This window comes from Streptomyces tauricus, from assembly GCF_014650955.1.
Taxonomy (GTDB): domain Bacteria; phylum Actinomycetota; class Actinomycetes; order Streptomycetales; family Streptomycetaceae; genus Streptomyces; species Streptomyces tauricus.
Genome location: NZ_BMVY01000035.1, coordinates 64,838 through 88,970 on the forward strand (window position 1 = coordinate 64,838; position 24,133 = coordinate 88,970).

The 24,133-nt window shown below is 72.9% G+C and carries 18 protein-coding genes; 12 read left to right on the forward strand and 6 right to left on the reverse strand.

Annotated features, from left to right (window positions below; genetic code table 11):
- Positions 1 to 156 precede the first annotated feature (156 nt).
- Positions 157 to 1,179, forward strand: a complete 1,023-nt coding sequence (locus tag IE278_RS34650) for a Strvi_7410 family MBL fold metallo-hydrolase (protein ID WP_189778350.1) — start codon at positions 157 to 159, stop codon at positions 1,177 to 1,179.
- Positions 1,180 to 1,215: 36 nt separating this feature from the next.
- Here IE278_RS34650 and IE278_RS34655 read toward each other — a convergent pair whose 3' ends face one another.
- Positions 1,216 to 3,363 (reverse strand): ATP-binding protein, encoded by a 2,148-nt coding sequence (locus IE278_RS34655; protein WP_246571118.1) that lies wholly within the window; start codon positions 3,361 to 3,363, stop codon positions 1,216 to 1,218.
- A gap of 505 nt (positions 3,364 to 3,868) precedes the next feature.
- On the opposite strand from IE278_RS34655, the gene IE278_RS34660 reads away from it, so the two are divergent.
- Entirely contained in the window at positions 3,869 to 4,747 is an 879-nt protein-coding gene (locus IE278_RS34660; RefSeq protein ID WP_246571121.1) for a PP2C family protein-serine/threonine phosphatase, read from the forward strand.
- A 71-nt stretch (positions 4,748 to 4,818) separates the two neighbouring features.
- Here IE278_RS34660 and IE278_RS34665 read toward each other — a convergent pair whose 3' ends face one another.
- On the reverse strand, positions 4,819 to 5,571 hold the full coding sequence (locus IE278_RS34665; protein ID WP_189778355.1) for a phosphotransferase: 753 nt from the start codon (positions 5,569 to 5,571) through the stop codon (positions 4,819 to 4,821).
- Positions 5,572 to 5,943: 372 nt separating this feature from the next.
- Between IE278_RS34665 and IE278_RS34670 the strand changes: the two genes are divergently transcribed.
- The 6 genes from IE278_RS34670 to IE278_RS34695 all read left to right on the forward strand — a co-directional run bounded on the left by IE278_RS34670 (position 5,944) and on the right by IE278_RS34695 (position 12,812).
- Positions 5,944 to 7,245: an SCO2321 family membrane protein gene (locus IE278_RS34670; protein ID WP_189778358.1), complete on the forward strand. Its 1,302-nt coding sequence runs from the start codon at positions 5,944 to 5,946 to the stop codon at positions 7,243 to 7,245.
- A complete protein-coding gene (locus tag IE278_RS34675) occupies positions 7,242 to 7,955 on the forward strand; it encodes an SCO2322 family protein (RefSeq protein ID WP_246571125.1) in 714 nt (237 codons plus the stop codon). Before IE278_RS34670 ends, IE278_RS34675 begins: the two co-directional genes overlap by 4 nt.
- 13 nt (positions 7,956 to 7,968) lie before the next feature.
- Complete coding sequence (locus IE278_RS34680; protein WP_189778360.1) at positions 7,969 to 9,276, forward strand: energy-coupling factor transporter transmembrane component T; 1,308 nt, start codon at positions 7,969 to 7,971, stop codon at positions 9,274 to 9,276.
- Positions 9,273 to 11,153 (forward strand): ABC transporter ATP-binding protein, encoded by a 1,881-nt coding sequence (locus IE278_RS34685; protein WP_189778364.1) that lies wholly within the window; start codon positions 9,273 to 9,275, stop codon positions 11,151 to 11,153. The genes IE278_RS34680 and IE278_RS34685 overlap by 4 nt, the downstream gene beginning before the upstream one ends.
- Positions 11,150 to 12,046 (forward strand): ECF transporter S component, encoded by an 897-nt coding sequence (locus IE278_RS34690; protein WP_189778366.1) that lies wholly within the window; start codon positions 11,150 to 11,152, stop codon positions 12,044 to 12,046. The genes IE278_RS34685 and IE278_RS34690 overlap by 4 nt, the downstream gene beginning before the upstream one ends.
- A 340-nt stretch (positions 12,047 to 12,386) precedes the next feature.
- Complete coding sequence (locus IE278_RS34695) at positions 12,387 to 12,812, forward strand: aggregation-promoting factor C-terminal-like domain-containing protein (RefSeq protein WP_246571129.1); 426 nt, start codon at positions 12,387 to 12,389, stop codon at positions 12,810 to 12,812.
- A gap of 386 nt (positions 12,813 to 13,198) precedes the next feature.
- On the opposite strand, the gene IE278_RS34700 is transcribed toward IE278_RS34695, so the two are convergent.
- A complete protein-coding gene (locus IE278_RS34700) occupies positions 13,199 to 14,374 on the reverse strand; it encodes a PucR family transcriptional regulator (protein ID WP_189778368.1) in 1,176 nt (391 codons plus the stop codon).
- A gap of 475 nt (positions 14,375 to 14,849) precedes the next feature.
- Between IE278_RS34700 and IE278_RS34705 the strand changes: the two genes are divergently transcribed.
- The gene (locus IE278_RS34705; RefSeq protein WP_189778370.1) at positions 14,850 to 15,665 is read left to right on the forward strand and encodes an acyl carrier protein; all 816 of its coding nucleotides are present in this window, start codon (positions 14,850 to 14,852) and stop codon (positions 15,663 to 15,665) included.
- A 79-nt stretch (positions 15,666 to 15,744) separates the two neighbouring features.
- On the opposite strand, the gene IE278_RS34710 is transcribed toward IE278_RS34705, so the two are convergent.
- Together IE278_RS34710 and IE278_RS34715 are read right to left on the reverse strand one after the other, a co-directional pair.
- Positions 15,745 to 16,206 carry a pyridoxamine 5'-phosphate oxidase family protein gene (locus IE278_RS34710; RefSeq protein ID WP_189778372.1) on the reverse strand — a complete coding sequence of 154 codons (462 nt, stop codon included), beginning with the start codon at positions 16,204 to 16,206 and terminating at the stop codon, positions 15,745 to 15,747.
- A gap of 155 nt (positions 16,207 to 16,361) precedes the next feature.
- Positions 16,362 to 17,531: a steroid 3-ketoacyl-CoA thiolase gene (locus IE278_RS34715; RefSeq protein WP_189778380.1), complete on the reverse strand. Its 1,170-nt coding sequence runs from the start codon at positions 17,529 to 17,531 to the stop codon at positions 16,362 to 16,364.
- Between the two features lie 328 nt (positions 17,532 to 17,859).
- On the opposite strand from IE278_RS34715, the gene IE278_RS34720 reads away from it, so the two are divergent.
- On the forward strand, positions 17,860 to 19,104 hold the full coding sequence (locus IE278_RS34720) for a cytochrome P450 (protein ID WP_189778382.1): 1,245 nt from the start codon (positions 17,860 to 17,862) through the stop codon (positions 19,102 to 19,104).
- A gap of 113 nt (positions 19,105 to 19,217) precedes the next feature.
- Positions 19,218 to 20,852, forward strand: a complete 1,635-nt coding sequence (locus tag IE278_RS34725; protein ID WP_189778385.1) for a DUF8823 domain-containing protein — start codon at positions 19,218 to 19,220, stop codon at positions 20,850 to 20,852.
- On the opposite strand, the gene IE278_RS34730 is transcribed toward IE278_RS34725, so the two are convergent.
- Complete coding sequence (locus tag IE278_RS34730) at positions 20,806 to 23,004, reverse strand: phosphatase PAP2 family protein (RefSeq protein ID WP_246571132.1); 2,199 nt, start codon at positions 23,002 to 23,004, stop codon at positions 20,806 to 20,808. The genes IE278_RS34725 and IE278_RS34730 overlap by 47 nt on opposite strands.
- Before the next feature lie 319 nt (positions 23,005 to 23,323).
- On the opposite strand from IE278_RS34730, the gene IE278_RS34735 reads away from it, so the two are divergent.
- On the forward strand, positions 23,324 to 23,995 hold the full coding sequence (locus IE278_RS34735) for an O-methyltransferase (RefSeq protein ID WP_189778389.1): 672 nt from the start codon (positions 23,324 to 23,326) through the stop codon (positions 23,993 to 23,995).
- Positions 23,996 to 24,133 lie beyond the last annotated feature (138 nt).

The following is a 24,133-nucleotide window of genomic DNA, read 5'->3' on the forward strand; positions in this document are numbered from 1 at the left end:
CCTCTCCGGGGACGTTTCCTGACGGTGTATCAGAACTGCGCCACTGAAACTGATACCAGTTCCACTTGGCGGAGTCCACGGACCGCACACCACTCCCATTGGAACCGGTTCTAGTTATAGTTGGCCGGGAGTCGGGAGTCGGCGACAGGGGAGCCCATGCCACAGGTGACCGATCACGGCGGCGGCGTACGGTCCGTCGAGGTCCCCATCCCGGACAACCCCCTCGGGAACACCCTCGTGTACGTCGTGGACACCGACCGCGGACCGGTGCTGATCGACACGGGCTGGGACGATCCGGCCTCCTGGGACGCGCTCACCGAGGGCCTGACCGCCTGCGGGACGGGCGTCGGGGAGGTCCACGGTGTGGTGATCACCCACCACCACCCGGACCACCACGGACTGTCGGCCAAGGTGCGCGAGGCGTCGGGCGCGTGGGTGGCCATGCACGCCGCCGACATCGCCATCGTGCGGCGGACCCGCGAGACCAGGCCCGGCCGCTGGTTCACGTACATGGCGGACAAGCTGACCGCCGCGGGCGCGCCCGAGGAGCACGTGGCACCGCTGCGCACCGCCCGCTCGCGCCTCCCCGGCCTCTCCCCCGCGCTCCCCGACCGCGAGATCGTCCCCGGCGAACTCCTGGACCTCGCCGGCCGGCGGCTGCGCGCGGTCTGGACCCCGGGCCACACACCGGGCCATGTCTGCCTCCACCTGGAGGAGAACCATCCCGCCCGACTGCCGGGCAACGGGAGGCTGTTCTCCGGCGACCATCTCCTGCCGCGGATCACCCCGCACATCGGGCTGTACGAGGACCCGGACGACGACAGCGAGCCCGACCCGCTCGGCGACTACCTCGACTCCCTGGAGCGGATCGGGAGCCTCGAACCGGCCGAGGTGCTCCCGGCCCATCTGCACGCCTTCACCGACGCCCCGTCCCGCGTACGGGAGTTGCTCGACCACCACGAGGAACGCCTCACGGGTCTCCTCACCCTTCTCTCCACCCCGCTCACCGTGTGGCAGGTCGCCCGGCGGATGGAGTGGAACCGCCCCTGGGCCGACATCCCGTACCGCTCCAGGAACATCGCGGTCTCGGAGGCGGAGGCCCATCTGCGCCGCCTGGTGAAACTGGGCCGCGCGGAGGCGGTGCCGGGCAGCGACCCGGTGACGTACACCGCGGTCTGACCGCTGCCTGACCGCTGTCTGACGGGACGCCGGGTGTCAGGGGCCGGGGGTGCCCTCCGCCGCGTAGGCGATGCCCCGCTCGTACGACATGGCCAGCCCCTCCTCGTACGCCCGCGTGTACGCCTCGGTGCCGAGCTTCTCGTGGACCAGGTCCTCACAGGCGCGGCGGGCGGACATCAGGTCCGGTGACTGCAGCTGGGCGCTGCCGAGGCGTTCCCAGACGCGCTGGCCGACCGCGAGGAGCCGGGCCGCGCGGTGCCCGTCACCGGTCGCCACGACCGCCGAGGCCAGGATGTCGAGGGTGTGGGCGACACCGAGGGTGCTGTTCAGCAGGGAGTGCGCCACGATGGCCGTACGGGCGTTGCGGGCCGCCGCGGCCAGGTCGCCCTCGGCCAGGTCGATCTGGGCGAGGAAGCAGTCGGCGAAGGCGCCCGCCCAGCGTTCGCCGCGCCGCGCGCTCTCCGCGCGGACCTCGTCGGCGACCGCCCTGGCGCCGGTCAGGTTCCCGCGCAGCAGGTGGGTCATCGAGAGCGCGAGCCGCACCTGGAGCTGCGCGGAGCCAAGCCAGTCGTCGCGGACCGGAAGCGGTTCGGTGCCGGTCAGGACCACCAGCGCCTCGCCGAGCCGCCCGCGCAGGAGCAGATGCCCGCCGGTGACGTACGAGGCGCCGACGACCGCCACCGCGTCGCCCTGTTCCAGGGCCGCCGCCATGCACACCGCCGCCCAGCGTTCGGCGCCGTCCAGGTCGCCCTGGAGCAGCGCCACCGCGGCCCTCGCCCACAGGGCCCGTACGAGGTCGGGGCCGGGGGCGGGATCGGCGGTGAGCACCTGGTCGAGACAGTGCCGCGCGTCCCGCAGATAGCCGCAGTGGCGCCACAGGAAACCTATGTCGGCCGCCGTGCGCAGGGCGGTGGGGCCGTCGCGCTCGGACAGCGCGCAGTCCATGGCGGTACGGAGATTGGCGTGCTCGGTGATCACACGCTCGCACCACAGCAGTTGGCGGCCGGTGTTCCACTCCGTGCAGCCGCCGCGCGCGAGACTGCGGTAGTGGCCGAGGTGGCGCAGGCGCAGGGTGCGCTCCTCACCGAGTGCGCGCAGCCAGTCGGCGCCGAAGTCCCGGACGCTGTCGAGGAGTTGGAAGCGCCGTGCGTCCGTGCGGTGGCGCAGCACGATCGACTGCTCGACGAGGCGTTCCAGCAGGGCCGGGATCCGTCCGGCGGGCAGGGGGCCGCCCGAGCAGACGTCCTCGGCGGCGGCCAGGTCGAAGCCGCCCGCGAACACGGACAGCCTCGCCCACAGCAGCCGCTCCACGGGGGCGCACAGTTCATGGCTCCAGCCGATGGCCGTCCGCAGGGTGCGGTGCCGCAGCGGCCCCTCGTCGACGCCCACCGCGAGGAGGTCGAGCGGGGACGGCAGCCGCTCGCCGAGCCGTTCGTCGAGTTCGCGGAGGGTGAGTTCGCCGAGGCGGGCGGCGGCCAGTTCGATGGCCAGCGGAATGCCCTCCAGCCGGCGGCAGACCGCGGCGGCCGGACCGGCCGAGTCCTCGTCGAGCACGAAGCCGGGACGCGCCTCGGCGGCCCGCTGGGCGAACAGGTCGAGCGCGTCACCGGGCCGCCCTCCCCGGCCACGGAAGTCCCCCGCCTCTCCCTCTTCCTCCCCCTCTTCCAGCGGCAGTGGATCGACCTCCACGCGGAGTTCGGACGGATGGCCGAGGTGTTCCCGGCTGGTGGCCAGGAACCGCACGCCGGGCGCGGCGGACAGGAGGGCGCGGACCAGGTCGGCGCAGTCGGGGAGTACGTGTTCGCAGGAGTCGAGGACGATCAGCGCCTCCTTGTCCGCCAGCCAGTCGGCGAGCACGTCGGTCACCGGGGACGTCGACCGGTCGGCGAGCCGCAGCGCCTCCACGACGGCGAAGCCCACCAGGCCCTGGGCGCGCAGCGGCGAGAGTTCCACGAACCAGACGCCGTCCGGGTACCGGGACGCGGCGCGGCGGGCGGCGTTCAGGGCCAGCCGGGTCTTGCCGACACCGCCGGTCCCGACGAGCGTCACCAGGCGTCCGTGCCCTTCGTCCGCCGGGTCCAACAGCCCGTCGAGCCGGGCGAGTTCCCGCCGTCGGCCGACGAAGCTCCGGGCCTCCGGCGGCAGATTCCCCGGCCGCTCCTCGGCCGTCGTGTTCTCCGGCACGGCAACGCCCCTCCCCGCACGGTTCCTGCACGGCATACGAGCGAGCCCCGCGGAATCGCGCAACCCGGCCAGTGTGACGCGGTAGGCGAGCCACTTCGAACCGGGCCCCGAGCCGCAGACGAACTCGGTCTCCCGCCGTCACTTCCGGGCACATTGCGCCGAGATCCGATCAACTCCCTGTCGGTGCGGGAGCGGAAGGGGATATTCGGAGACCGTCGCCCGAGGACCGTGGTGCGGGGCGGAGAAAGGGTCGTGAGTGGCGGAGAGAGGGCGGAACGAGGGGATGACCCGCGACAGCGAGGAGACGCGACGCGCCGGCGAGAAGACACGGCCCGGCCGATGGCGACGCCTGCGCGACCCCGGCCGCTCTCGCCGGGCCGGCCGGTCCAGCCGCTCTCGCCGATCCGACGCATCCGGTGTATTCGGCGTATCCGGCGTATCCGGCGTATCCGGTGACCTCCGCAAGCTCTCCGAGGCGCGGCTCCTCGCTCCTTCGGCGATCTGCGTGCTCATCGCCGCCCCCGCGCTCCTGCTGGACCGGATCCCGTCCGCCGTCACCCTCACGCAACTGCTGCTCGGCTGCGGGCTCACCGTGCACGCCGTGCGGCAGCGGGACCGGCTCCTCGATCAGCTCGCCGAGGTGCGCGAGGTCGCGCGGATCACCCAGGAGGCCATCGTGCGGCCGTTCTCCCGGAACCTCGCCGGCACGCACGTCTCCACGCGCTACCACTGCGCCGTGCGCGAGTCGGCGCTCGGCGGAGACCTGTACGACGTCGCCGTGACACCCTTCGGCCTGCGGGTCCTCGTCGGCGATGTGCGCGGACACGGCCTGGAGGCCATCCGGCTGACCGCCGAGACGGTGGCGGGCTTCCGCGAACTCGCCCACACGGCCTGCGACTTGACGGATCTGGCGACCGGTCTGGACGAACGTCTCGCGCCGGACCTGGGCCCGGAGGACTTCGTCACCGCGCTCCTCGCGGAGTTCGCACCGGGTGAGGTCCGGCTCGTCAACTGCGGCCATCCCGCGCCCCTGCGTTCCGGCCGGCGCGTCGAACTCCTCGAACCGGCCGTCACCGCACTGCCGTTGGGGCTGCGGCCCGACCCGCTCCAGTACCGCGTACGCCTCCAGCCGGGTGACCGCCTCCTCCTCTACACCGACGGCCTCACCGAGGCACGCGCTCCCGACGGCACGCTCTTCCCCTTCCTCACCGAGGCGGCCCACGCCCTGGGCGACCCCCTCCCCGACGAGGCCCTGGACACCCTGTACACCCGCCTCCTGGCCCACACGGGCACGGCCCTCACGGACGACCTGGCCCTGATCCTCTGCCAGCCCACCCACATCACAACCCCTTCACCGAACCCAGCCCACCAAAGCACCCCGTAAGGGGCGCGGGTAACTGCGCGGCCAGCACCCACCGGGGTCCGCAACCCAACACCCCACTCGCGGCAGACCCCTCACCCCGTGTCGAGCAGCCCACGGATCAACCGCTCGGCATCGCCCAGAAGCGCGGCCTCCGCAGGACCCGTCGCCGGATCGGCGGCCCGGCGTTGTCGCGCTTGGACGAGCTGCCCGTGGTGACCCGTCAGGACGGCCGGATCCGGGCACCCCGCCAGCAGCGCCGCGAGCACGTCGCGCGCGGGCCCGGCCCGCGGGTCGTCCTCCGCCACCGCGACCTGTGCGAGCAGCACCGCGGACATGCCCCAGTCGAGCCCCGGCGGCCCCTCCTCCGTGTTGTCCCAGTCGATGACCATTGGACCGGCCGGGGTCAGAACGACGTTGTCCGGGTGCAGATCCAGATGCAGGACGCGTACGCCGGGGTCGGCCGAGAGCCGGGCCGGGATCGTGTGCAGCTCGTCCAGCAGCCGGACGAGCACCGCCGCGCCCTCGGCGGCCGTGAGCGCGCCCGCCTCCATCGCCGCGAGCACCGTCGGCCCGGTCAGCCGCTCCAGCACGAGGTCGGTCCGCGAGCCGGCCGTCCGCACCCGTGGCACGGGATAGCCGTAACCGCGTACGTACTCCATGACGGCCGCCGCGTCAGAGACATCGCCGCGCCCGTCCCGGTACCGGCGGAGAACCCACGCCCCGCCGCCCCCGCCCGACCCGTCCGGCGCCCCGTCCTCCCCGGCCGCCTCCCCGTCCTCGTACGCGTAGACGTCCGCCCTGCGCCCCGACCCGACGAGGTCGCCGATCCGTGCCCGATTCCTCATGATCCCCCCTTAAGTCCCCTAAATTCCCCCGGAAAGCGACGGTATCGGACCACACGGCCGGGCCCCAGGGGCATTCCTACGGGCCGGTACAGTGAGCAGGTCGTCATCACACTCGTACGGGGGGAAGCCGGTGCAAATCCGGCGCTGACCCGCAGCCGTGTGCCGCCCCGCCCCCAGCGGGCGGCAAGCCGGATTGCCCCGTACGGAACGTGACCGGCTCGTGTCACCGGCACCGCCGGTGACCGGCACCGTCGAGGCATACGGAGCCGAGCCGCCCGGGGCTCCGGGCTGCCCGGCTCCTCCCGCACCGGGAGAGCCGAAGGGGCACCCCCGTTCGGCGAACCGCTGAGTACAGAGAGGCACCCGCCGATCATGTTTGTCCGCCGCAGCGCCGCGGTACTGGCCGCCACCGCCGTGATCGGCACGGCGTTCGCGCCGGCCGCCCTCGCCGACGAGTCACCCTCAGCGTCCCCGTCCCTGACGCTTCCCTCCGGTCTGTACGGCAGCACCGACCCCACGTACGACGGTGTCTGGCGGCAGTCGCTGGCGCTGCTCGCCCAGCACACCGTGGGTGTGAAGCCCGCGGCGAAGGCCGTCGACTGGCTCACCGGACAGCAGTGCGCGAACGGCGGTTTCGCGGCCTACCGCGCGGACCCGGCCACGAAGTGCGACGCCAGGACGCAGATCGACACGAACAGCACCGGCGCGGCGCTCCAGGCCCTGACCGCGCTCGGCACCGGCGGCGCCGGGGCCGAGGCGGCGGACGCGGCCGTGAAGTGGCTGAAGTCCGTGCAGAACGAGGACGGCGGCTGGGGCTACCTCCCCGGCGGGGCCAGCGACACGAACTCGACTGCCGTCGTGATCGGGGCCCTGGAGGCCGCGGACACCGACACGCGGGACCTGCGGTCCAAGGACGACCGGACGCCGTACGACGCCCTGCTCGGCCTCGCCCTCCCCTGCGGCAAGGGCGCCGGGGCCGGCGCGGACGACGGCGGCGCCTTCGCCTTCCAGCCCGACAAGAAGGGCAAGCTCGCGGCGAACCCCGACGCCACGGCCGCGGGTGTGCTCGGCGCGCTCGGCGAGGGCCTGGTGGCGGACCCCGAGGACGACGGGCGGTCCGCCGCGCCCTCCGGCTCCGCCGAGTGCGCGGGCGGCGACTCGCCCACCCCGGCGGAGGCGGCGGCCAACGGCGCCGCGTACCTCGTCGGCGCGGTCGCCGGAACCGGCCACCTGGAGTCCGCCCTCGCGGGCGCCGACGACCAGCCCGACTACGGCAACACCGCCGACACGGTCGTCGCGCTCGCGGCGGCGGGCCGGACGGCCGACGCCGGGAAGCCGCTGGCCTGGCTGGAGAAGAACTCCGCCTCCTGGGCGGCGGCGAGCGGCCCGGCCGCGTACGCGCAGCTGATCTTCGCGGCGCATGCCACGGGTGCGGACCCGCGCGACTTCGGCGGCGCCGACCTCGTGAAGCAGCTCGGCGCGACCGGCCCGGCGGCCGCGTCCTCCGACCCGTCGGCCGAGAGCGGGCAGGACACGAAGGACCAGGACGACAACGACAAGAGCGAGGACGACGGCGGGGTCAGCGTCTGGTGGATCGTCGGGGTCGGCCTGGTCGGCGGCATCGGCGTCGGCTTCCTCCTCAGCAGCCGTACCAAGAAGCAGCGGCAGCCGTGACCCCCAACCGCCCGGCCCTGTCCGCCCTGCTGGTCCTGGGCGCCCTGCTCGCCGTACTCGGCACGGCGGGGCAGGCCCAGGCGGTCGGCTACCGCTACTGGTCGTTCTGGGACCGCGACGCCGCCGGCGGTACGTGGGTGTACGCGACCCAGGGCCCGTCGACCGCGCGGCCGTCCGACGGAGACGTCCAGGGCTTCCGTTTCTCGGTGAGCGAGGACTCGAAGCACTCGGCGAAGCCCCGCGGGGAGAGCGGTTTCGCGGCGATCTGCGCGAAGACGCCCGCACGTGAGGGTGCCAAGCGGGTCGCGCTCGTCCTCGACTTCGGTACGGCCGACGACGCGCCGGACGGTTCGACACCGCCGGACCCGAGCCCGCGTACGGCCTGCGCCCGCGTCGGCGAGGACGCGACGACCGCGGACGCCCTCGCCGCCGTCGCCAAGCCGCTGCGCTACGACACGAACGCCCTGCTGTGCGCCATCGCGGGCTACCCCCGCACGGGCTGCGGCGAGGCCGTGTCGGACGGCGCCGGTTCGGGCGACCGCTCCACGGCCTCCCCCGACACGGCCTCCCCGGCGCCTCGCCGGGCGAGCGAGCCCGGGGACGGCGAGCCCGGAGGCGGCGGACCGTCGGTGGGCCTGGTGGCCGGGATCGCCGCCGTGGCCGTGCTGGGCGCGGCCGCGATCCTGCGGGCCCGCCGTCGCCGCGGCTGACGGGACACGACCGATGCCCACCATCGACAAGCACCCCAGGAGCACCGGCCGGGCCGGCCAGACCGAGGGGACCGAGCGGACCGGACGGACCGAGCGGGCCGGGAGCCGCGTGCGCGCCGTCGCGGCCCGCGATCGCGTCGACGGGGCCCCGGCGGCGCGCACCGCCACGCCCTGGCCGCGCCTCCGCGCCCCCCGCGCGACCCGTACCAACGCCCTCCACCCCGGCGCCTGGTGGATCTGGGCCCTGGGCCTCGGCACCGCCGCGTCCCGCACCACCAACCCGCTCCTCCTCGCCCTCCTCGTCGGCGTCGCCGGTTACGTGGTGGCGGCGCGCCGGACAGAGGCCCCCTGGGCCCGTTCCTACGGCGCGTTCGTCAAGCTGGCGCTCGCCGTGCTCGGCATCCGGCTGGCCTTCGCCGTCCTCCTCGGCTCGCCCATCCCAGGCACGCACACCCTTGTCACCCTCCCGGAACTCCCCCTCCCCGACTGGGCGCAGGGCATCCGAGTCGGCGGCCGGGTCACCGCGGAGGGCCTGGTCTTCGCCCTCTACGACGGCCTGAAACTCGCCGGGCTCCTCATCTGCGTGGGCGCCGCGAACGCCCTCGCGAACCCGGCCCGCCTCCTCAAATCACTCCCGGGCGCCCTGTACGAGGCGGGGGTCGCCGTCGTGGTCGCCCTCACCTTCGCCCCGAACCTGATCGCGGACGTCCAGCGGCTGCGCGCGGCCCGGCGGCTGCGCGGCCGTCCCGACCGCGGTCTGCGCGGGCTGCTCCAGGTCGGGCTGCCGGTCCTGGAGGGCGCGCTGGAGCGCTCGGTGGCCCTCGCGGCGGCGATGGACGCACGGGGGTACGGCCGTGCCGCCGAGGTGCCCCCGGGTGTACGCCGTACCACCGCCGCCCTCACCCTCGGCGGTCTGGTCGTGGTCTGCGCGGGCGCGTACGGCCTGCTCACCGCGGAGGGCGGCAGCTACGGTCTGCCCGTGCTGCTCGCCGGACTGGCCGCCGCCCTCGGCGGACTGTGGCTCGGCGGGCGCCGCTCGCTGCGCACCCGGTACCGGCCGGACACCTGGGGCGTGCGCGCGTGGCTCGTCGCCACGTCCGGTGCGGCCGTGGCGGCACTCCTCGCCCTGTACGCCTCGTCCGGCGCGTACGCCTACGCGGCCCTGCACCCCGGCGTCGTCCCCCTCACCGCGCCGACCCTTCCGCTGTGGCCCGCGGCGGCGATCCTCCTCGGCCTGCTCCCCGCCTTCGTCGCCCCATCCCCAGCCCCACCCCTCTCCCCCGCCCCCGCTCTCCAGGACCCCGGCAAGGAGCCCTCATGATCCGCTTCGAGGATGTCTCCGTGACGTACGACGGGGCGCCGGAGCCCACCGTCCGCGACATCGAACTCACGGTCCCCGAGGGTGAGTTGGTGTTGCTGGTCGGCCCCTCCGGAGTCGGCAAGTCGACGCTCCTCAACGCCGTGAGCGGACTGGTCCCGCACTTCACGGGCGGCACCCTGCGCGGCCGCGTGACGGTCGCGGGCCGTGACACGCGCACGCACCGGCCCCGCGAACTCGCCGACGTGGTCGGCACGGTGGGCCAGGACCCGCTCTCGCACTTCGTCACGGACACGGTCGAGGACGAACTCGCCTACGGGATGGAGTCGTTGGGCATCCCGACGGATGTGATGCGGCGCCGCGTCGAGGAGACCCTGGACCTGCTGGGCCTCGCCGACCTGCGCGACCGCCCCCTCTCCACGCTCTCGGGCGGACAGCGGCAGCGGGTCGCGATCGGCTCGGTCCTCACCCCGCACCCCGAGGTCCTGGTCCTCGACGAGCCGACCTCGGCGCTCGACCCGGCCGCCGCGGAAGAGGTCCTCGCCGTCCTCCAGCGCCTCGTCCACGACCTCGGCACGACGGTCCTCATGGCCGAACACCGCCTGGAACGCGTCGTGCAGTACGCCGACCGGGTCGCCCTCCTCCCCTCCCCCGGCGCTCCCCTGCTACTGGGCACACCGGCCGAGATCATGGCCGTGTCGCCGGTGTACCCGCCGGTGGTGGCCCTGGGCCGGCTCGGCGGATGGTCACCCCTGCCCCTCACGGTCCGGGACGCCCGCCGGAAGGCGGAGCCCCTGCGGACCCGCCTCCAGGGACTCCCGTACGAGGGCACGCGCGCCCCGGACCCAGCTCCAGACTCTGGTTCCGGGCCCAGCTCCGGCTCCAGCTCCAGCTCCGGCTCCAGCTCCAGCTCCAGCTCCAGCTCCAGCTCCAGCTCCAGCTCCAGCTCCAGCTCCGGCTCCGGCTCCGGCTCCGGCTCCGGCTCCGGCTCCGGCTCCGGCCCAGCGTCTCCGCCCGTCGCCGAGAGCGGTACGCCACCCGCCCGCCGCCCCCGGCTCTTCCGCAGGCGCCCGCCGGGGACACCCCCCGCCTCCCGGGCCGCGGCCCCCGCAGTGGTCACCGGCCTCGCCGTCCGCCACGGCCGCACCGAGGTGCTGCACGACGTCACCCTGTCCGTCACCCCTGGCGAGACCGTGGCGCTCATGGGCCGCAACGGCGCGGGCAAGTCGACGCTTCTCTCCGCCCTCGTCGGCCTCGTCCCCCCGGCGTCGGGTTCGGTCCGCGTGGGCGGCCTCCAGCCCCATCGCACCCCGCCCGCCGACCTCGTCCGGCACGTCGGCCTCGTACCGCAGGAGCCGCGGGACCTGCTGTACGCGGACACGGTGGCCGGGGAGTGCGCGGCGGCGGACTCCGACGCGGGGGCCGATCCGGGCACCTGCCGGGCCCTGGTGTCCGAGCTGCTTCCGGGCATCGAGGACGACACGCACCCGCGCGACCTGTCCGAGGGGCAGCGGCTCACCCTGGCCCTGGCGGTCGTGCTGACGGCCCGGCCGCCGCTGATCCTCCTCGACGAGCCGACCCGCGGCCTCGACTACGCGGCCAAGTCCCGTCTGGTCGTCCTGTTGCGGGCCCTGGCGGCCGAGGGACACGCCATCGTCCTCGCCACCCACGACGTGGAACTGGCCGCCGAACTCTCCCACCGGGTCGTGATCCTCGCGGACGGCGAACCGGTCGCCGACGGTCCGACGGCCGAGGTCGTCGTCGCCTCGCCGTCCTTCGCCCCGCAGGTCACCAAGGTGCTCTCCCCGCAGAAGTGGCTGACCGTCTCCCAGGTGCGCGAGGCGCTGAGCGCGTCCGAGCCGACGGGGGGCACGCAGTGACGAGCAGCCGCGCCCGACCGGCGTCCCGCCCCCAGCCCCAGGCCCGGCCCATCCGGCTCGGCCCTCGTTCCGTCGCCGCCCTCGTCCTGGTCGGCGCCCTCGGGCTCGCCGCCCTGACCTGGCCCTTCTTCAGCGGGCCGACCTCGCAGGTGGGCGCCCACGCGAAGGACGCGCCCTGGCTGTTCGCGGGGCTGCTCGTGCTGCTGGTCGGGGTCGTCGCGGCGACGATCTCCGAGTCGGGGCTCGGCCCCAAGGCCGTGGCCATGCTGGGGGTGCTGGCCGCGACCGGGGCCGCGCTGCGGCCGATCGGGGCCGGTACGGCGGGCATCGAGCCGATGTTCTTCCTGATGGTGCTCAGCGGGCGGGTACTGGGGCCGGGGTTCGGCTTCGTGCTCGGGTCGGTCACGATGTTCGCATCCGCGCTGCTCACTGGCGGGGTGGGGCCGTGGATGCCGTTCCAGATGCTGTCCATGGGCTGGTTCACGATGGGCGCGGGGCTGCTCCCGGGCCCCGACAGGCTGCGCGGGCGGGGCGAGCTGGCGATGCTGGCCGCGTACGGCTTCGTGGCGGCCTTCGCGTACGGCACGTTCATGAATCTGGCGGGCTGGCCCTTCATGGACGCGCTGTCGTCGAACGTGGCCTTCGACGCGCACGACGCCGTGCACACCAATCTGGCCCGGTTCATCGCGTACTGCCTGGCCACCTCGCTCGGCTGGGACCTCGGCCGGGCGACGGTGACGGTCGTACTGACCCTCACCCTGGGCGCGACGGTCCTCAAGGCGCTCCGCCGGGCCACGCGCAGGGCGGCCTTCGAGACGCCGGTCACGTTCGAGGGTTCTGAGGGCGACCACGCGGGTGCGGCGCCCGTCACATCGCCCGGCCGCACTCTGTAGAAGCCGCAACTACTTGCTGTCACGCGCACCGGCCGCACCTCGTGAAGCGGCCCACAGGACCTTGGTCCTCTACTACGCGCGACCGTAGACCGCGGCTCCTGTCATGCCCACGGCGCAAGGGCCTCTGACCTGCGGATTGAGAGCCACGTCACAGAAGGACCTTTCGCGGCGGATACGACCACAACTAGCAAAAGGGGGCATTGCGGACGGGTCGGCGGCCTGGTTCATTGGTGGAGTCGCAAGGCGCCGACGTGCCCCGCAGGGCCTCGGCGCCGCCGCATGCCAGGGCTGACGTCAGGGCGTACGAGCGACCGTCCCGTCCCCGAAGAAAAGGTTCTCCGTGTCCTTCTCCACCCGCATTCGTCTCCTCGCCACCCCGAAGAAGGCCCTCACCGGTGCCGCCGTCGCGGCCGCCACCACCGGCATGGTCCTCGCGGCGGGTCCCGCCCAGGCGGCGGCCCCCACGGTGGCCTCCTCCGCGTCGGCCAAGACGATCGCGCAGAAGATGATCCACGACGACGCCCAGTACAAGGCGTTCTCGAAGATCGTCGAGCACGAGAGCGGCTGGGACGTGGACGCCACGAACTCCTCCTCCGGCGCCTACGGCCTCGTCCAGGCCCTGCCCGCCTCGAAGATGTCCTCGGCGGGCTCCGACTGGAAGACGAGCGCGAAGACCCAGATCAAGTGGGGCCTCGACTACATGAACGACCGCTACGGCAGCCCGGTCGGCGCGTGGAACTTCTGGCAGGCCAACGGCTGGTACTGAGCCGACCCGCAGGAATCCCCGCCCCGTAAGGGCGCGGGGAACCGCCCGACCGGCCAGGACGCACCCGCGGCCACATCACCGACCCCCAGCGGGGCCGGCACCCCCGTACGCGAAGGCGGCGGCCCCGATCCCCGGGCCGCCGCCTTCGCCATGCGCCGCGCGCCGCCGCGGCGCGGGAGGGCGGCTCCGGGACCGGGAGCACGACTCCGCAGCGCAGAAGCACGCCTCCCCGACCAGGAGCGCGACTCCGCGACCAGGAACGCGACCCCGCAGCGCAGGAGCAAGCCTCCCCGACCAGGAGCGCGACTCCGCGACGCACGCACGCGACTCCCCGACCGGTAGCGGCCCCAGGACATGGGCGCCGCGTACAGCCAGCCCCCGGCCCCTCAGCCCCAGGCGCCGGCCCTCAGTCGGGTGACGGCCGTGCTGAGGAGGCGGACGCCTCTGGTGGAACCGGGGTCCACGCCGGTCAGGGCCCGGACCCGGCGCAGCCGGTAGTCCAGGGTGCGGGGGTGGACGTGCAGCGCGGTGGCGGCCCGCAGCCGGTTCATGTCTGCGCGGTAGTAGGCGTCCAGCGTCGCCACCAGGTCGGGGCCCTCCGCCAGGCGTCTGGTGAGGTCGCGTAACCAGTCGTCGAGCTGGGGCAGTTGCACCAGCCCCATCTCGACGAAGACGTCGGCGGCCGTGCAGGCGCGGTCGGGGGGACTCGCGGCGGGCGCGGCCCTGCTGACCAGCCTGGCGGTCTGCGCGGTCTCGGCGAGCGACGAGACCGCTCCGGTGGCCGTGCCGACGGCGCACGGCAGTCCGACGGCCGCCGAGAAGTCCCGGGCGAGGGAGAGGACCCGCCGGTCCACCGCGGCCGGGTCCGTGTCGTCGGCCGGGACCAGCGCGACGCATTCCTCCGGCCGCCGCCAGAGCATGGGCACCCGATGGGACATGAGGAACGGTTCGAGCAGCGCGGCACGCGTCCCGCTGTCCGGGAGGGAGCGTGACGCCGGGAACCGCAGCACGGTGACGGCGTAACGGCCCGGCGCGGGCAGGCCCAGGTCGCGGGCGATGTCGGGGGCGGCGGGATCGTCGGCCAGCAGCATCCTCGCGCACGCCTGGACCCGCGCCGCCGCCGACAGCGCACGGGAGCGCCCCTTCTCGAAGCCGAGCACATAGGCGCCCCGCGCCGTTCCGGCCTGCGCGGAGAACCAGGTGACCATGCGCAGCAGGCCGTCCATGTCCTGCGTGGCGGGCGCCTCGCTGATCTCCCGCAGCATGGAGCTGGTGTGCAGCGTGAGGGCGTTCCGCTGGGACGACTCGGAGAACCCCTTCGCCCCGCGGTCCTGTCCGATCGACGAGATGAAGGCAAGGTCCTCGTCCGAGAGCGGAACCCCTTCCCGGGCGAGGGAGATCGTGCGGCGGCGGATGGACACCGCGAATTCCATGATCGCGTCGTAGAGTCTCGCGTCGTTCCGCGCCCGGTGGTATTCGGGGAGTTCTTTCGCGTACGTCTCGACGGCGTTCTTGGCGTTCGCCGTGACCTGGCTCTCCAGGACATCGAAAATATCCCGCATGATCGCTCCTCCGTAGGCTGCCGAAAGGGGCGGCGCCCCGCATGCGGAGGCGCCTGCCATGGCTCATTCCGTGGCTCGTTCCGTGATTCCTGCGGTGACACCGCGGCAGCAAGTCATGCGCATGTCAGCCTTGTGCTGCGCGCGCACTCCTCGCTGCCGCCCTAGGCGTTCGCAGGAACGCGCCCGTTGGATTTCGCGGCACCGCAAGAGAAATGGGCCGGGAGCACGGGCGCCGGGAGCCACCGACCGGCCGTCCCCGCCGGCAGCAATGCCGGGCGACGTGCGGCCGACATCCAGGTGAACACGAAACCCGTACAAATCGACCCCCTGCCACAGCCCTGTAACGGGCACCGCACAGGTACAACTCCCGTTCCGCCCGGCCGGTCGAACCCGGTGCGTCGCACACCTGCGCCGTGGCGGAACCGGTGCCGCCCGGCGCGACTCCCGCAGTCCCGACCGAACTTGGAGCTGACCTGTGTCCAGGAAGTCCCTGCCGACGCGCCTCGCCGCCGTCGCCGCGCTCCTGCTCACCACCGGAGCCCTGTCCACACCCGCCGCCTCCGCGAAGTCCGCGGACGCCGCTCCCGGCGACGCCTACGTACTGACCGTGAGCACCGACCCGGCGACCACCGACCACGACAACCGCCGGGTCGACGTCACCGGCACCGTCACGAAAGCCGACGGCACCCCGGCGCCCAACATCCCCGTCACCGTCGAGGAAGTCGTCCGCTTCACGACCTGGAATCCGTGGGGCGACCCGATCGACCCCACGTACTACGAGCCGCGCGAGCTGGGCAGGCCGGTCAGCGACGCCGGCGGCAGGTTCACCATCCCGGACGTGGACATCGACCACGTGGGCGACAGCAGCCTGCTCAACGTCCAGCGGGGGGTGCAGATCACGGCCTTCTACGACGAGGACGGCGACCTCAACACCCCGCAGGACGGCTACTTCGCGGACACCACCGTGACCGCCGACGCCCGGCCCAGCTCCGTCGCCTACACGGTCATCAACAGGAGAAAGGTGAAGGCGGGCGACGTCCTCGTCGTCCAGGGCAAGGTCACGCTCCCCAAGGGGGTCGACCCCGGGGACACCGAGGTCTTCCTGCAGACCTACTGGGAGAGCCAGTACCGCGCGAAGACGACCACCGAGGACGACGGCTTCTTCGTGCTGTCCGTGCGGGTCCGCGACTACGACGACACGTTCACGCTGCGCACGGCCCCGAGGGACATGTACGTGTCCGGTGCGAGCCGGTCGCTCCCGATCACCAACACCTCGCTCCCGCGCGCATAGCCAGCATCGGCCGCCGCCCGGCGGGTCGTCGTCGCCCGGCGGGTCGTCCTCGCGAGCGGGGGTGACCCGCCGTACGGCGTCATCCGAGCCAGGTCCCGTCGCGCATGATGACTCTGCCGCGCAGCTCCGGCTCACCGCGCCAGGCCCGCACGGTCTTCGGCACCACGCGTACATACAGGAAGGACCCCTCCTCGGCGCGCGGGTCCCAGCCGAACTTGCCGGCGAACGCCTCCGCCGCGTCCGGTGGCACCTCCCGGTCGGGGAAGCACTCCGCCTCACCCTGGAGGAGCACCACGTCGAAGGTGTCCGGCAGCGCCAGGCGCACGCGCGGCTCCGCACGGACGTTCCGCGCGGTCACGGAGGTCGCGCCGGTGCACATCCAGACCGCTGCGCCGTCCCACAGGAACCACAGCGGCACCTGGTGCGGCCCGCGCTCCGGATGAGCCGTCGACACCCAGACGTCCCGCTCCGCACCGAGGCGTTCCAGCGTGTCGCGCCTGCGCTCCGGCGTCCGGCGATGTTCCGTTCCCGTGCTTTGCATGGCTGCCGACCCTAGTCAGCACGCCCGCGCCCCGCATGGGGCGCGGGACCTAGGCCGCACGGCCGACGCCCCCTCGGCCCACACCTCGGGAGGCCGGTCTGCCGACACCCGTCGGCCGGTCCGGCCGCCGTTCCGGCCCGGCCCGGCCCCACCGCTCAGAGCCGCTGGATGATGGTCCCGGTCGACAACGCCCCGCCCGCGCACATCACGATGAGCGCGAACTCCTTGTCCCTGCGCTCCAGTTCATGGAGCGCCGTGGTGATCAGCCGTACTCCGGTCGCGCCCACCGGGTGCCCGAGCGCGATCGCGCCGCCGTTCACGTTCACCTTCGCCAGGTCCTGTGCGAAGACCTGGGTCCAGCTCAGCACCACGGACGCGAAGGCCTCGTTGATCTCGACGATGTCGATGTCCTTCAGGGACATCCCGGCCTTGCCCAGGACGGCCTTCGTCGCGTCGATCGGTCCGTCGAGGTGGAAGTGCGGGTCGGCGCCGACCAGCGCCTGGGCCACGATCCGGGCGCGCGGGCGCAGCTTCAGCGCCCTCGCCATCCGCTTCGACGCCCACATGATCGCGCCGGCGCCGTCGGAGATCTGGGAGGAGTTGCCGGCCGTGTGGACGGCCGTGGGCATCACCGGCTTCAGCTTCGCCAGGGCCTCCATGGACGTGTCGCGCAGGCCCTCGTCGCGGTCGACGAGCCGCCACATGCCCTGCCCGGCGCGCTGCTCGTCCTCCGTGGTGGGCACCTGCACGGCGAACGTCTCGCGCTTGAAGCGCTCCTCGGCCCAGGCGGTCGCGGCCCGTTCCTGCGAGATGAGCCCCAGTGAGTCCACGTTCTCGCGCGTCAGCCCACGGTGGCGCGCGATCCGCTCCGCCGCCTCGAACTGGTTCGGCAGGTCCACGTTCGCCTCGTCGGGGAACGGCTTTCCCGGTCCGTGCTTGGACCCGGAGCCCAGCGGCACCCGCGACATGGCCTCGACGCCGCACGAGATACCGACGTCGATCACGCCGGCCGCGACCATGTTGGCGACCATGTGGGAGGCCTGCTGCGAGGAGCCGCACTGGCAGTCGACCGTGGTCGCCGCCGTCTCGTAGGGCAGTCCCATCGTCAGCCAGGCCGTGCGGGCGGGGTTCATGGACTGCTCACCGGCGTGCGTCACCGTGCCGCCGACGATCTGCTCGACGCAGTCCGCCTGGATGCCGGTGCGGCCGAGGAGTTCACGGTAGGTCTCGCCCAGCAGATAGGCGGGATGCAGATTGGCGAGCGCGCCACCGCGCTTGCCGATGGGGGTGCGTACGGCTTCGACGATCACGGGTTCCGCGGCCATGGGGAGTTCCTCTCCTCGGGTCACCCGCGCGGCGCGGGCGTCCCGGCCCACCCGCCACGCTGAACTAGTACGCGTTCTAGTTCTGTGTGCAGTCTGCTGACCCGGCGTCCGCCACCGCAAGGGTCGTGCAGCTCCCGAAGTCGCGATCCGCGCGGACCTCGCGGAGAAGTGGGCCCCGCACGGAAACGGAGGACGCGTCGAGATTCGGGGTGCCGTGCCTCTTGCACCTTGTAGAACCCGTTACTACCTTCACGGCAATTCCCGGTGCCTGATGGACCGTCAGAACCCGACCGTCGTACGACCTGGACTTCATGACCTGGAGTTGCCGATGCCCTGTCCAGCGCTGCCCGACGGGTTCGATTTCACCGACCCCGATCTGCTGCACCACCGCGTGCCCCTCCCGGAGTTCGCCGAGCTGCGTCAGGCCGAACCGGTCCGCTGGATCCCGCAGCCGGCCAACGTCGCCGGCTTCCAGGACGAGGGCTACTGGGCCGTCACCCGGCACGCCGACGTCAAGTACGTGTCCACGCACCCGGAGTTGTTCTCCTCCACCCTCAACACCGCGATCATCCGCTTCGGCCCGCACATGGAGCGGGACGCGATCGACGCCCAGCGGCTGATCCTGCTCAACATGGACCCGCCCGAGCACACCCGGGTCCGCCAGATCGTCCAGCGCGGCTTCACCCCCCGCGCCATCCGCGCCCTGGAGAAGAACCTGCACGACCGCGCGGGCCGGATCGTCGAGACCGCTCTCGCGAACGCGGGCCCCGGCGGCTCCTTCGACTTCGTCACCGAGGTCGCCAGCGAACTGCCCCTCCAGGCGATCGCGGAACTCATCGGCATCCCGCAGGACGACCGCGCCAAGATCTTCGACTGGTCCAACAAGATGATCGCGTACGACGACCCGGAGTACGCGATCACCGAGGAGATCGGCCAGGAGGCCGCCACCGAGATCCTCGCCTACGCGATGAACATGTCGGCCGACCGCAAACAGTGCCCCGCCAAGGACATCGTCACCACGCTGGTGGCCGCCGAGGACGAGGGCAACCTCGCCTCCGACGAGTTCGGCTTCTTCGTCCTGATGCTGGCCGTCGCCGGCAACGAGACGACCCGTAACGCCATCACGCACGGCATGCACGCCTTCCTCACTCACCCCGACCAGTGGGACCTCTACAAGCGGGAGCGCCCGGCGACCGCCGCGGAGGAGATCGTCCGCTGGGCCACCCCCATCGTCGCCTTCCAGCGCACGGCCACCCAGGACACCGAACTGGGCGGCAAGCAGATCAGGAAGGGCGACCGCGTCGGCCTCTTCTACTCGTCCGCCAACAACGACCCGGAGGTCTTCGACACACCGGAGGTCTTCGACGTCGACCGCGACCCGAACCCGCACCTCGGCTTCGGGGGCGGCGGCCCGCACTTCTGCCTCGGCAAATCCCTGGCCACCCTGGAGATCGACCTGATCTTCAACGCGATCGCCGACGCGATGCCCGGTGTGCGTCTGGCCGGCGACCCGCGCCGGCTGCGCTCCGCCTGGATCAACGGCGTGAAGGAGCTCCAGGTCGGCGTCGACTGAAGGACCGGCCGGAGGATTTCTCCGCGCGGTGAACGATTTTGCCCCGTTACGCGTCTTCACAGGTGGCACAGCCAACCCACACCTTCGAAGACTTCGAACGGAAACGCCGAGCCGTGGCCCCAGCCGAACTGTCCCCCGTCAGACAGGAGGGCGCGCGGACCGGCCGGAAGCGGGACCTCCGACCGGTTTGGCGGCGGCACCGTGTGCCGCTCCTCGCCACCCTTCCCACCGTCCCGCTGTACGTGGTGTGGTGGCTGTTCCTCGCCACCGGCGGCGGCGATCTGGCCGCGCAGGAGGCCTGGGCCGACTTCGCGTCCCGGCACGGCGGATCGGCGTACAGCCTGTTCTGGTACGGCGGGATGCACACCGCCAACTACAGCCTGATCTCGCCCTATCTGATGGCCGCCTTCGGCGTGCGGACGGTCACCGTGGCGGCCGGACTGCTGGCCGCCTGGCTGGCCTCCGCCCTCATCGTCCGTACGGGGATCAACCGCCCCCTGGGCCCGGCGCTGCTCGCGTCGCTCGCCCTGTGGTGCAACGTCGCGTCGGGGCGTACGACGTTCGCGCTCGGCGTCGCGCTCGGACTCGCCGCCTGCGTGCTGCTGACCCGGGAGCGGCGGCTCCCCCTCGCCGTGGCGTACGCGGCCCTCGCGACCATGGCCAGCCCGGTCGCGGGCCTGTTCCTGGTCGTCGCGGGGGCGGGTCACGCTCTCGTACGGGACCGGGCGCGGGCCGCCGCGCTGATCGTGCCACCGGTCGTGGTGGTGGGCGCGACCACCCTGCTCTTCCCTTTCACCGGCGAGCAGTTGATGCCGGCCGCCCGGATCTGGCCGCCGGTGCTGATCGGTGTCGTCGTGCTGACGCTGGCCCCGCGCGGCTGGCGGGTGCTGCGCCGGTGCGCGGTGGTGTACGCGGCCGGGACGGTCCTCACGTATCTGGTGCCCTCGCCGGTCGGCACGAACGTGGAGCGGCTGGCGGAGCTGTTCGCCCCGGCGGCGCTGCTGGCCGCGCTGCTCGCGGTGCCGAGGTCGGGGCCCGCCCACGCGAGACGGCGTGTCGCGCTGACCATGGCGCTGGTGTTCTCCGTGTGCTGGGTCGGCAAGAAGACGGTCGACGACCTGGAGGTGTCGACGGTGGTGCCCGCCTGGGCCCATGACACGACCAGCGTCGTGGCGGCCCTGGACCGGCTGGGCGCGGACCGTACGCGCGTCGAGGTGGTCCCGGCCCGCAACCACCGCGAGGCCACCGCGCTGGCCCCGCACGTGAACCTGGCGCGCGGCTGGAACCGGCAGCTGGACATGGAGCGCGGCCGGCTCTTCTACGACGGCACGTTCTCGGAGAAGACGTACCGGGCCTGGCTCGACCGGTGGGCCGTCGGCTTCGTGGTGCTGCCCTCGGGGAAGCCGGACGGCTTCGCGGAGGACGAGGCGCGCCTGGTCAGGAACGGCACGCCGTGGCTTGAGCCGGTGTGGCGCGACGCGAACTGGCGGATCTACCGCGTGCGCGGGGCGGTACCGCTGGTGTCGGCGCCCGCCTCGGTCGTACGGGCCGACAGCGCGGCGGTCGTGGTGCGGGTCCCGCGCCCCGGCCCGGTGACCGTGCGGGTCGCGTTCTCGCCGTGGCTGTACGCCGAGGGCGGCTGCCTCACGAAGGAGGGCGAGTTCACGCGGCTGACGGTGACCGAGCCGGGCGAGTACCGGATCAGCTCGGGGTACGGCCCTTCGCCGGGCCCGTCCCCGCGGTGCTGACCGCGCCGGACGAACGGGTCCCACCGGCCTCACCTGTCTTCCCGGCCGCCCCGCTCTCACCGGCTTCCGTGGCCCTCCCGGTTTCCGCGGCCCTCCCGGCGTCCGCGGTCCCGCCGGCTTTCCCGGCCTTCCCGGAAGGTCCTGTCGCCGCCTTCACGAGTGTGTGCGGGCGGGGCCTGGGGCCCTGGAGCAGGTAGGTCAGCCCGAAGCCGGCGCCGACGACGGCCGCGCCGCCCACCGCGTCCAGCACCCAGTGGTTGCCGGTCGCCACGATCGCGGAGACCGTGAACAGCGGGTGCAGCAGACCGAGGGCCTTCATCCACCACCTGGGGGCGATGATCGCGATGACGAGCCCGCACCACAGCGACCAGCCGAAGTGCAGCGAGGGCATCGCCGCGTACTGGTTGGTGAGCGCGGTCAGCGTCCCGTAGTCCGGCTGGGAGAAGTCCTGCACGCCGTGCACGGTGTCGATGAAACCGAGGCCGGGCATCAGCCGCGGCGGGGCCAGCGGGTAGAGCCAGAACCCGACGAGCGCGAACAGCGTGGCGAAGCCGAGCGCCGAGCGGGCCCAGCGGTACTCGGCGGGCCTGCGGGCGTACAGAACGCCGAGCACGGTCAGCGGGACCACGAAGTGGAACGACGTGTAGTAGAAGTTGAAGAAGTCCTCCAGCCAGCCGATCCCGACGACCGTGTGGTTCACCCAGTGCTCGATGTCGATGAAGAGGAACTTCTCGATCGAGTGGATCTGCTCGCCGTGCTGTTCGGCGGTGGCCCGGCCCCCGGTGTTGGTACCGCCCGTCGCCGCAAGCCTGACCTGCTGGTACGCGGAGTAGCCGACGCGGATCAGCAGCAGCTCCAGCAGGAGGTTCGGCCGGGTGAGGACCCGGCGCAGGAACGGCAGCAGGGGGACGCGCCTCCACCGGGTGGGCACCGGCCGCGCGTACTCGGTCGGGACGGGCGAGCGGTAGTACTCCGACGTACGGGACAGAAACGGAACCACCGTCGCGGCGGCGAGGGCGGCGATCAGGACGACGTTGTCGCGCAGCGGGTAGAGGGACGCCATGTTCGGCAGCATCATCTTGGCCGGCAGGGTCATCACCAGGACGACAGCGACCGGCCACACGTACCGGTCGCCCGCCTTCTTACCGACGCGGCCGACCAGCGCGAGCAGCACCCACAGCAGCTGGTGCTGCCAGGTGGTCGGCGAGACGGCGACGGCGACGCAGCCGGTGACCGCGACGGCGAGCAGCAACTGCCCGTCGCGGGCGTAGCGCACGGCGCGGCGCAGTCCGACGACAGCGACGGCGGTGCCGAGCACCAGGAAGAGGCCGATCTCCAGCGGCCCCTCGACGCCGAGCCGCAGCAGCGCCCCGTGCAGCGACTGGTTGGCGAGATCGTCGGCGGGCCGCCCGAGCCCGACCCCGGCCAGGTGATGCACCCAGTACGTGTACGAGTCGTGCGGCATCGCCGCCCACGCGAGGGCGGTCAGCGCGGCGAAGGTGAGCGCGGAGGAGACGGCGGCCCGGCGGCGGCCGGTGAACCACAGGAGCGGCGCGAACAGCAGGACGGTGGGCTGCAGGGCCGCGGCGAGGCCGATGAGTACCCCGCTCGTCCGTTCCCCGCGCACGGCGAAGCAGCCGAGGAGTACGAGCAGCACCGGGATGATGCTGGTCTGGCCGAGATACAGGGTGTTGCGCACGGGCAGGGAGAGCATCAGCAGGCTGATCGCGACCGGCGCGGCCAGCAGCGCCGTACGGCGGCTCACGGGCTGCGGGAGGGCGCGGGCGGCGACCAGGCCGAGGGCGACCACCAGCAGCAGCGTGCCGAAGGTCCAGCCCCAGCCGAGGGCCTGCTCGGCCGCCTTGGTGAGGGGCTTGAGGACGAGTCCGCCGAAGGGCGTGCCCGTGAAGCGCGTCGAGTCGTACAGCGAACCGTTCACATGCAGCACGCCGTCGGGCCCGACCCAGGTCTCCAGATCCGTCAGGCGCTCACCCCGGGGGGTACTCAGGACGACGGCCACCTGTCGTACCGCCAGGACGGCGGCGACCAGCCACAGGCCCGCGCGGACCAGGCCCAGCCGCGCTCTGGCCGTGTCGGGTGCCGCCGCTCCGAAAGGATCACCTGGTCGTCCGCCGTGCTCCACATCTGCCACGTGCCGTCGGCCCTCCCGCCCCGTTCGTCCTCTACGCCCCATGAGCCCCATGAGTCCCGGGGGTCCCGTGCGTCTGTTTCCTCTTCGAACTCTAAGAGGCTCGCACCACCCCCGATGTGAGACGCGAGCAACCCCCTCTTCACCTGAGGTCCCCCATTCTTTTGTCCAGATGGAGGTGTTGTAAGGCTGAAGAGAGCCCTCGACGCGCCGCCACGCGAGGCCGTGACGGGAATACAACCACCCAACCTGCCGGTAACCGGCTATATTCGGCTACGGAACTAGTTAGCACATCTAACTAGACAGACGAAAGGTTTACCGCATGACCGACCCGCAGCTCTGGCACGACGTGGACGACTACTTCACCGAGCTCCTCGCCCCGCCGGACGCCGCCCTGACCGAAGCGCTGCGCGACAGCGACGCCGCCGGACTTCCGCAGATCAACGTCGCCCCGAACCAGGGCAAGCTGCTGCATCTCCTCGCCTCGGTCCAGGGCGCGACCCGCATCCTGGAGATCGGCACGCTCGGCGGCTACAGCACCATCTGGCTGGCCCGCGCCCTCCCCGAGGACGGCCAGCTGATCACCCTGGAGTACAGCGAACAACACGCCGAGGTGGCCCGGCACAACCTCGCCCGCGCCGGCCTGGACAAGATCACCGAGGTCCGGGTGGGTCCCGCCCTGCTCGGCCTGCAGACGCTGGCCGACGAGCACCCCGCGCCGTTCGACGTGGTCTTCATCGACGCGGACAAGGTGAACAACCCGCGCTATGTGGAGTGGGCGCTGAAGCTCACCCGGCCGGGCAGCCTGATCATCCTCGACAACGTGGTCCGCGGGGGCGCCGTCACCGACGCCACCACCGACGACCCGAGCGTACGGGGCACCCGCGAGGCACTCGCCCTGTTCGCGGCGCACCCCAAGGTGGCCGCCACGGCGATCCAGACGGTGGGCGTGAAGGGCTACGACGGGTTCGCATTGGCGCGTGTGCTGCCGTAGGCGGGGGGTGGCTCGGGCGGGGGCCGACTGGGGCGCAGGCTGCCGTGGGCGCGGCCCGACGTAGGCGCAGCCCGGCTTGGGCGCGACCCGGCGTAGGCGCGGCCTGGCGTGGGCACAGCCCGGCCCGGGCGCGGCTTG

Bases quoted from the DNA above. Each gene is read 5' to 3' on its own strand.
- IE278_RS34650 (WP_189778350.1), top strand. From the start codon at position 157: ATGCCACAGGTGACCGATCACGGCGGCGGCGTACGGTCCGTCGAGGTC.
- IE278_RS34665 (WP_189778355.1), bottom strand. From the start codon at position 5,571: ATGAGGAATCGGGCACGGATCGGCGACCTCGTCGGGTCGGGGCGCAGG.
- IE278_RS34670 (WP_189778358.1), top strand. From the start codon at position 5,944: ATGTTTGTCCGCCGCAGCGCCGCGGTACTGGCCGCCACCGCCGTGATC.
- IE278_RS34680 (WP_189778360.1), top strand. From the start codon at position 7,969: ATGCCCACCATCGACAAGCACCCCAGGAGCACCGGCCGGGCCGGCCAG.
- IE278_RS34685 (WP_189778364.1), top strand. From the start codon at position 9,273: ATGATCCGCTTCGAGGATGTCTCCGTGACGTACGACGGGGCGCCGGAG.
- IE278_RS34700 (WP_189778368.1), bottom strand. From the start codon at position 14,374: ATGCGGGATATTTTCGATGTCCTGGAGAGCCAGGTCACGGCGAACGCC.
- IE278_RS34710 (WP_189778372.1), bottom strand. From the start codon at position 16,206: ATGCAAAGCACGGGAACGGAACATCGCCGGACGCCGGAGCGCAGGCGC.
- IE278_RS34715 (WP_189778380.1), bottom strand. From the start codon at position 17,531: ATGGCCGCGGAACCCGTGATCGTCGAAGCCGTACGCACCCCCATCGGC.
- IE278_RS34720 (WP_189778382.1), top strand. From the start codon at position 17,860: ATGCCCTGTCCAGCGCTGCCCGACGGGTTCGATTTCACCGACCCCGAT.
- IE278_RS34735 (WP_189778389.1), top strand. From the start codon at position 23,324: ATGACCGACCCGCAGCTCTGGCACGACGTGGACGACTACTTCACCGAG.